Source organism: Rhodopseudomonas sp., assembly GCF_048594845.1.
GTDB lineage: Bacteria > Pseudomonadota > Alphaproteobacteria > Rhizobiales > Xanthobacteraceae > Rhodopseudomonas.
In genome coordinates this window covers 1-7,724 of the sequence record NZ_JBMDXE010000147.1, presented here as the reverse complement: position 1 = coordinate 7,724, position 7,724 = coordinate 1, and the positions used below count along the sequence as shown (strand labels likewise).

Annotated in this window: 8 protein-coding genes; 6 read left to right on the top strand and 2 right to left on the bottom strand. The window is 66.0% G+C overall.

Going from position 1 to position 7,724, the window contains the following annotated elements:
• Both ACOJTD_RS09035 and ACOJTD_RS09030 read left to right on the top strand, forming a co-directional pair.
• Positions 1-480 (top strand): 3-dehydroquinate synthase family protein (locus ACOJTD_RS09035; RefSeq protein WP_420132583.1); only part of this gene is annotated, 480 nt, incomplete at its 5' end.
• Positions 481-521: 41 nt separating this feature from the next.
• Positions 522-1,889, top strand: coding sequence for a hemolysin family protein (locus tag ACOJTD_RS09030; protein WP_420132582.1), 1,368 nt, complete (start codon positions 522-524; stop codon positions 1,887-1,889).
• A gap of 54 nt (positions 1,890-1,943) precedes the next feature.
• Here the strand turns inward: ACOJTD_RS09030 and ACOJTD_RS09025 are convergent, their stop codons facing one another.
• Positions 1,944-2,213: a BolA family protein gene (locus ACOJTD_RS09025; protein WP_254983466.1), complete on the bottom strand. Its 270-nt coding sequence runs from the start codon at positions 2,211-2,213 to the stop codon at positions 1,944-1,946.
• A 104-nt stretch (positions 2,214-2,317) separates the two neighbouring features.
• Here ACOJTD_RS09025 and ACOJTD_RS09020 point away from each other — a divergent pair, with 104 nt between their 5' ends.
• Positions 2,318-2,962 carry a J domain-containing protein gene (locus tag ACOJTD_RS09020; protein ID WP_420132581.1) on the top strand — a complete coding sequence of 215 codons (645 nt, stop codon included), beginning with the start codon at positions 2,318-2,320 and terminating at the stop codon, positions 2,960-2,962.
• A 45-nt stretch (positions 2,963-3,007) separates the two neighbouring features.
• Here ACOJTD_RS09020 and ACOJTD_RS09015 read toward each other — a convergent pair whose 3' ends face one another.
• The gene (locus ACOJTD_RS09015; protein WP_420132580.1) at positions 3,008-3,634 is read right to left on the bottom strand and encodes a DedA family protein; all 627 of its coding nucleotides are present in this window, start codon (positions 3,632-3,634) and stop codon (positions 3,008-3,010) included.
• Positions 3,635-3,929: 295 nt separating this feature from the next.
• Here ACOJTD_RS09015 and cobS point away from each other — a divergent pair, with 295 nt between their 5' ends.
• From cobS to ACOJTD_RS09000, 3 genes are all read left to right on the top strand, one after another.
• On the top strand, positions 3,930-4,925 hold the full coding sequence (cobS, locus tag ACOJTD_RS09010) for a cobaltochelatase subunit CobS (protein WP_054160839.1): 996 nt from the start codon (positions 3,930-3,932) through the stop codon (positions 4,923-4,925).
• Between the two features lie 137 nt (positions 4,926-5,062).
• Entirely contained in the window at positions 5,063-6,967 is a 1,905-nt protein-coding gene (cobT, locus tag ACOJTD_RS09005) for a cobaltochelatase subunit CobT (RefSeq protein WP_420132579.1), read from the top strand.
• Positions 6,968-7,235: 268 nt separating this feature from the next.
• Positions 7,236-7,724 (top strand): esterase-like activity of phytase family protein (locus ACOJTD_RS09000; RefSeq protein ID WP_420132578.1); only part of this gene is annotated, 489 nt, incomplete at its 3' end.

Sequence of the window (7,724 nt, the reverse complement as noted above, 5' to 3'; positions counted from 1 at the left end):
GCACGCGAGCACGCGGTGGCCACCTCGTGCCGGGCCAAGGCCGCCATCGTCGCCCGCGACGAACGCGAGACCGGCGACCGTGCGCTGCTCAATCTCGGCCACACCTTCGGCCACGCGCTCGAAGCCGCCACCGGTTTCTCCGACCGGCTGTTTCACGGCGAGGGCGTCGCGATCGGCATGGTGCTGGCGGCGCAGTTCTCGGCTGCGCGGGGCATGATGCCGGAGGCCGACGCGGTGCGGCTACAGCGGCATCTGGCCGACGTCGGCCTGCCGACGCGGCTGCAGGACATCGCCGGCTTCCAGCAGGAGGGCCTTGCGGATGCCGACGCGTTGATGACGCTGATGACACAGGACAAGAAGGTCAAGCGCGGCAAGCTCACCTTCATCCTGATGCAAGGCATCGGCCGCGCGATCATCGCCAACGACGTCGACCCCGCGCCGGTGCGAGACTTCCTGCACGCAAAGCTCGCACAGGCGTAAACGCCGCAGCGGATCGCCGTCCGCGCGAACCAAAGAGCCCGATGAGCCCGATCCTCTCCAACGTCCTGATCGCAGCGCTGCTGCTGATTGCCAACGCGTTCTATGTCGCAGCCGAGTTCGCGCTGGTGCGCAGCCGCGGCTTCCGCATCAAGGCGATGGCGGAGAAGCGGCAGTTCGGCGCGCGGCTGCTGCAGCAGATCCTCGACAATGTCGAAGCCTATCTGGCCTGCTGCCAGCTCGGCATTACCATGGCATCGCTCGGCCTCGGCTGGGTCGGCGAGCCGACCGTCGCTGCACTGATCGGGCCGCTACTGGAGCCGCTTGGCATCTCCGAATCGGCCCAGCACTTCATCGCCTTCATCGGCGGCTTTTTGTTCTTTTCGTCGCTGCACATCGTCGTCGGCGAGCAGGTGCCGAAGACGCTGGCGATCCGCCAGCCCGAGCCGGTGTCGCAGTGGATCGCCTATCCGCTACACGTCTCCTATATCCTGCTGTATCCGCTTAACTGGCTGCTGAACCAGGCGTCGCGCGGCATCCTCAAGGCGCTCGGCGTCGAGGAGAATTCCGAACACGAGATCCTCACCGACGTCGAGATCGAGGGGCTGGTCGGGCAGTCTGCCGAGCACGGCAAGATCGAGAGCGGCGAGGCCGAGTACATCCAGAACGTGTTCAAGTTCGGCGAACTCGTGGTGTCGGACGTGATGGTCCATCGCACCTCGATGGTCACCATCAATGCCGATCTGCCGACCGAACAGCTGGTCAAGGAAGTGCTGGCCACCGAGTACACCCGCGTGCCGCTGTGGCGCGACAAGTCGGAAAATATCGTCGGCGTGCTGCACGCCAAGGATCTGCTCCGCGCGCTACGCGAGGCCGACGGCGACACCTCCAAGCTCGACATCGGCAAGATCGCGCTGTCGCCGTGGTTCGTGCCGGAGATGCGGCTGGTGTCGGAGCAACTCAAGGCGTTCCGCGCCCGCAAGACTCACTTCGCGCTGGTGGTCGACGAATACGGTGAAGTCGAAGGCATGGTGACACTCGAGGACATCCTCGAGGAAATCGTCGGCGACATTTCGGACGAGCACGACGTGGTGGTGGCCGGCGTTCGCGCCCAGCCCGACGGCTCGGTGGTGGTCGACGGTTCGGTGCCGATCCGCGATCTCAACCGCGCGATGGATTGGGAACTGCCCGACGACGAGGCCACCACGATCGCCGGCCTGGTGATTCACGAGGCGCGCTCGATCCCGGTGCGCGGCCAGAGCTTCACCTTCCACGGCTTCCGCTTCCGCGTCCTGCGCCGCGAGCGCAACCGCATCACCGCACTACGCATCGTGCCGGTCGAACGAGAGACCAAGGCCGAACTCGTCGACAAGAAGAAAGCCAAGCGCGCGCGGATTAGTCAGGCGAACTGACGACGTCAGCACGCGACGCCGTCTCAAAGAGATTGCCGTCGCCCCCGTCGAGACCTACGCTTCGCCCGGAGCTTTGGCCTTGATGGCGAGCGCATGCACGCCGGCTTTCAGTTCCGCGGCCAGCAGCTCGTTGACCATGCGATGACGGTCGATCCGGCTCTTGCCCGCGAAGGCGCCCGACACAATATTGACCCGGAAGTGAGACTCACTCCGGCCCGAATGGCCGGCATGACCTTCATGCAGGTTCGACTCGTCGATGACGTCGAGGCTTTCGGGCGCGAAAGCTTCGCGCAACTTCTGTGTGAGAGTATCCTTGACGCTCATGGTTCGGCCGTCGCTGGTTCGTCGCTCCGCTTCAGCCATCAACCCGGGGCTCGCTGATAATGTCAAGACTTGAAGCGCAACGCGGAGCGTAGTCAAAGTCCCCCATGCCCATCGACTCGTCCAAATTCTTCGACAAGATCCGCATCAAGCCGGCCAAGGCCGCGGCGGCGCGTGAAGCCGCGCGCGAGCAGGTGGTGATGTGCGACGCGCCGGGCTGCGGCAATCGCGGCGCGCATCGCGCCCCCAAAGGCCGCGGGCTCGAGAAAGACTACTGGCACTTCTGCCTCAATCACGTCCGCGAATACAATCAGGGCTACAATTTCTTCGAGGGTATGAAGGCCGACGACGTCGCGCGCTATCAGAAGGACGCGCTGACGGGCCATCGCCCAACTTGGAAGATGGGCCAGAACGGCGCCAAGAGCCGGACCCGCAGCCCCGAGGACATCGAAGGCGCCGCCGATCCGTTCAACGTGTTCGGCGAGATCAACGGCCGCAGCCGCTGGCGCCGCGGGCCCGATCCGTCCGAGCAGACCAAGTCCGAGCCGCGCAAGGTATTCAACGCAGAGCGCAAGGCGCTGCAGGTGATGGGCCTCGACGCCGACGCCACGCTCGAAGTTGTGAAGGCGAAGTACAAGGCCCTGGTCAAGCAGCACCATCCCGACGCCAATGGCGGCGACCGCTCGACCGAAGACCGCCTGATCGAGATCATCAAGGCCTATAACTATCTGAAGACGGTGGTCCGGAGCTGATCCGGGCCGGCTTGGCGGCCAAGCGCCGCGGCGATCAAAAGGCCTTCATTTCGAGAGCGTGCTGCCTCGGCACCGCCGCCACAGCAGCCATCCCGCCGCAAGCAGCACAGCCCCGACACCCGCGACCACCGGCAGCCAATGGTGCAGCCGGCCGTGGGATTGCTCCAGCGCGGTGCCGGCGACGATGCCCGGCAGCACATGCGCCGGCGCCCACAGCAGGATCGCCGGGATATTGATGGCGAAAAACCTGGCCGGAGCCATCTGCAGCGCACCAGCCGTCACCGGCACGAAAGCGCGGATCGGCGGCACAAAGCGTGCGAACAGCACCGCCCAGCCGCCGAATCGCTGGAAGAAGTCTTCGGCCCTCGCCACCAGCTCCGGATGCCGCGACATCGGCCACGCCGACAGGATCCGCCGCTGCTCGCGATGACCCAGCCAATAGGCAGTGCCGTCGCCGAGCGCGGCGCCAGCCGCCGCTGAGGCCAGCACGCTGACCAGATCGAGCTGTCCGCCGGGGATCAGCGCGCTGAGCGCCAGGATGATGGTCGAGCCCGGCACCAGCGAACCCAGCACCGGCACCGCCTCCAGCAGCGCGGCCGCGAACAGCACCAGATAGGCCAGACCGCGGTGCGCCGACGCAAAGGCGATCAGGGAATCAAGAAAAGCATCCAACGAGAGCGCTCCGAAACCGCATGGGGGGACCACGACGGCCACCCTATGCGACTGCACCTTAGGAAAGTTTGCAAGTCGCGGCCGCCACTGCCGATCCCACGATCCGCCCACGCGGTTTCGCAAGGCAGCCTTTCAAAATCCCTCGCTGCTGCCTATCTCAATGAAAGATCGACGGAACTTTGATCACGCAGCGGGCTTCTGCCAATCGCGGCTCTCTGCTAGGTTTGAATCCGCACTCAACCGCATCCACCACCAGAGATCGGGTTTCGGGCGCGTCCGGGACCACGGAGGATTGATGACCGCCGCCACGACCACAGCCCAGGAGACCACCGGCCTGCCAGACATGAAGGTGTCGGTTCGCCAGGTCTTCGGCATCGACAGCGACCTTGAAGTTCCGGCTTTCTCCGAAGTCGACCCGCACGTGCCGGACGCCGATCCGGACTACCGCTTCGATCGCGCCACCACGCTCGCCATTCTGGCCGGCTTCGCCCGCAACCGCCGCGTCATGGTCACGGGCTTTCACGGCACCGGCAAGTCGACCCATATCGAGCAGGTCGCTGCGCGACTGAACTGGCCCTGCGTCCGCGTCAACCTCGACAGCCACATCAGCCGTATCGACCTCGTCGGCAAGGACTCGATCGTGGTCCGCGACGGCAAGCAGGTCACCGAATTCCGTGACGGCATCCTGCCCTGGGCGCTGCAGCACAACGTCGCTTTGGTGTTCGACGAATACGACGCCGGCCGTCCGGACGTGATGTTCGTGATCCAGCGCGTGCTGGAAGTTTCGGGCCGGCTGACGCTGCTCGACCAGAACAAGGTGATCAAGCCGCATCCGGCATTCCGGCTGTTCGCGACCGCCAACACCATCGGCCTCGGCGACACGTCCGGCCTGTATCACGGCACGCAGCAGATCAACCAGGGCCAGATGGACCGCTGGTCGATCGTCACCACCCTGAACTATCTGCCGCACGACGAGGAAGTCGAGATCGTGCTCGCCAAGGCGAAGCACTATCGCAACGCCGAGGGCCGCGACATCGTCAACAAGATGGTCCGCCTCGCCGACCTGACGCGCAACGCCTTCGCCAACGGCGACCTGTCGACGGTGATGAGCCCGCGCACGGTGATCACGTGGTCGGAGAACGCCGAGATCTTCGGCGACATCGGCTTCGCGTTCCGGGTCACTTTCTTGAACAAATGCGACGAGCTCGAGCGTCCGCTGGTCGCCGAATTCTACCAGCGCTGCTTCAACGCCGAGCTGCCGGAAAGCTCGGTCAACGTGGCGATGAGCTGACCCAAAACAGCCTCTCCCTGCGCGCGGGGAGAGGCGGCAACCGAAGCGAGCCGGGTGAGGGGCCTCTTCGCGCGACCGACTCATAACCCCCTCACCGCGACCCTCTCCTCACAAGCAGGAGGAGGGAGAAGGCGGCGATGAGCACCACCTCCAACACCAAACTTCGCACCGGCACCAAGGAAGCGCCGACTGAGCCGTTCAAACGGGCGGTGACGTCGTGCCTGCGGGCGATCGCCAAGTCGCCGGAGCTGGAAGTGACCTTCGCGGCCGAGCGCCCCGGCCTCGCGCCCGGTAAAGCCCGGCTGCCCGAGCCCGCGCGAAAAATGAGCAAGAAGGATGCGGCGATCGTGCGCGGCCACGCCGATTCGATCGCGCTCAAGCTCGCCTGTCACGATCCCAAGGTTCACCGCAAGCTGATGCCGGGCAATCCGCAGGCGCGCGGCGTATTCGAGGCGGTCGAGCAGGCGCGCGTCGAGGCGCTGGGATCGCGGCGGATGGCGGGTGTCGCCAAGAATCTCACCGCGATGCTCGACGATCACTTCCATCGCGGCAAGTTTGACGAAATCACCGACCGCGCCGACGCGCCGCTGTCGGATGCGCTGGCGATGCTGGTGCGCGAGCGGCTGACCGGGCTGGCGCCGCCTGCGGCCGCCAAGAAGCTGGTCGATCTGTGGCGGCCGGTGCTCGAAGACAAGATCGGACCGCGGCTCGACCAGCTCGAACGCTTTGCCGAAGACCAGGCGAAGTTCGGCGACGCCATCCACGATCTGCTCGACGTGCTCGAACTCGGCGACGAGCGCGACACCGAGTCGGACGAGGAAGAGAACCAGGACGACAAGCAGGAAGGCGAGAACGATCAGTCCGGCGCCGAGGGCGAGCCGCAGGGCGAAGCCGCGCAGGAGATGACCGCCGAGCAGGCCGAGACCTCGACCGACGAAATGAGCGACAGCGCGATGGAAAGCGCGCAGGCCTCGGCGTCTGACACGTTCGACGATTCCGAAATGGGCGAGGACGAAACGCCCGGCGAGGCGACGCGGCCGAACAACCGCGGCGCCAACGAGCCGCGCGGGCCGGAGTATCACGCCTACGCGCCGAAGTTCGACGAAGTCGTCGCCGCCGAAGACCTGTGCGATCACGACGAGCTGGAGCGGCTGCGCAGCTATCTGGACAAGCAGCTGGCGCATCTGCAGGGCATCGTCGCGCGGCTGGCCAACCGGCTGCAGCGCCGGCTGATGGCGCAGCAGAATCGCGCCTGGGACTTCGACCTCGAAGAAGGCATCCTCGATCCGGCGCGGCTGTCGCGCGTCGTGACCGACCCGTTCCACCCGCTGTCGTTCATGAACGAGAAGGAAGCCACCTTCCGCGACACCGTGGTGACGTTGCTGCTCGACAATTCCGGTTCGATGCGCGGCCGGCCGATCACCGTGGCGGCGACCTGCGCCGACATTCTGGCGCGGACGCTGGAGCGTTGCGGCGTCAAGGTCGAGATCCTCGGCTTCACCACGCGCGCTTGGAAGGGCGGGCAGTCGCGCGAGGCGTGGCTCGCCGCCGGCAAGCCGGCCAATCCGGGCCGCCTCAACGATCTGCGCCACATCATCTACAAGTCCGCCGATGCGCCGTGGCGCCGTGCCCGGAAAAATCTCGGCCTGATGATGCGCGAGGGGCTGCTGAAGGAGAACATCGACGGCGAGGCGCTGGACTGGGCGCACAAGCGGCTACTCGGCCGGCCCGAGCAGCGCAAGATCCTGATGATGATCTCGGACGGCGCGCCGGTCGACGACTCGACGCTGTCGGTCAATCCCGGCAACTATCTTGAGCGGCACCTGCGCCACATCATCGAGGAGATCGAGACCCGCTCGCCGGTCGAGCTGATCGCGATCGGCATCGGCCACGACGTGACGCGCTACTATCGCCGCGCCGTGACTATCGTTGACGCTGAAGAACTCGGCGGTGCGATCACCGAGAAGCTCGCCGAATTGTTCAGCGAAACCGCGGTTGCGCCCACGGGCCCCGGCAAGCCGCGCCGCCGGCTGCATTCGTGAGTTTTGGCGCAACCAGATGAGCGGCCGGGTTGCTCCGCCGGCTGATGTTGGGGAGCGATGCATCACCCCCGCGCCCGGCGCGCCCCCTTCCCCCTTGCGGGGGAGGGTTGGGGTGAGCGGTGACACAAGCGAGGCGCTCACCTCGCGGACCCCCACTCCCGACCCCGGATCAAGTCCGGGGCAGGCTCCCTCCCCGCAAGGGGGAGGGGAGCCAACACGCCGCGGCTTTCTCGCCGCAAGTGTTGTCGCTCTCGGCGGACTGGCGGCGATGCAATCGCTAGCGCCGCATTACGCTTTCGCTCAAGGCACCAAGGCTGAACTCGACGCTTACTCCGTCCCGGCCGCCGAACGCATCGAAGTGCGGGCGCGGCCGATCGACTCGTTCGATCTGCGCGACAGGGCGGTGCGCCGGTTCGGGGCCTTGCAGTTTCGCAGTGGTCTTGTGCTGACGTCGTCGTTTCGCGGCTTCGGTGGGCTGTCGGCGTTGCGGCTCGATCCGAAGGGCGAACGGTTCGTGGCGATCAGCGATCGCGGCACCTGGTTCACCGGGCGGATCGTGTACGACGGCGCGGCGATGAGCGGGGTCGCCGATGTCGAGGCGGCGCCGATCCTCGGAGGCGATGGCCAGCCGCTCACCAAGCGCAAATGGTACGACAGCGAATCCCTCACCTTCGACGGCGGCACGGCTTACATCGGCTACGAGCGCGTCAACCAGATCGTGAAATTCGATTTCGGCCGCGATGGCGTGTTCGCGCGC

Coding starts and splice junctions, on each gene's coding strand:
- ACOJTD_RS09030 (WP_420132582.1), top strand. CDS start 522: ATGAGCCCGATCCTCTCCAACGTCCTGATCGCAGCGCTGCTGCTGATT.
- ACOJTD_RS09025 (WP_254983466.1), bottom strand. CDS start 2,213: ATGAGCGTCAAGGATACTCTCACACAGAAGTTGCGCGAAGCTTTCGCG.
- ACOJTD_RS09020 (WP_420132581.1), top strand. CDS start 2,318: ATGCCCATCGACTCGTCCAAATTCTTCGACAAGATCCGCATCAAGCCG.
- cobS (WP_054160839.1), top strand. CDS start 3,930: ATGACCGCCGCCACGACCACAGCCCAGGAGACCACCGGCCTGCCAGAC.
- cobT (WP_420132579.1), top strand. CDS start 5,063: ATGAGCACCACCTCCAACACCAAACTTCGCACCGGCACCAAGGAAGCG.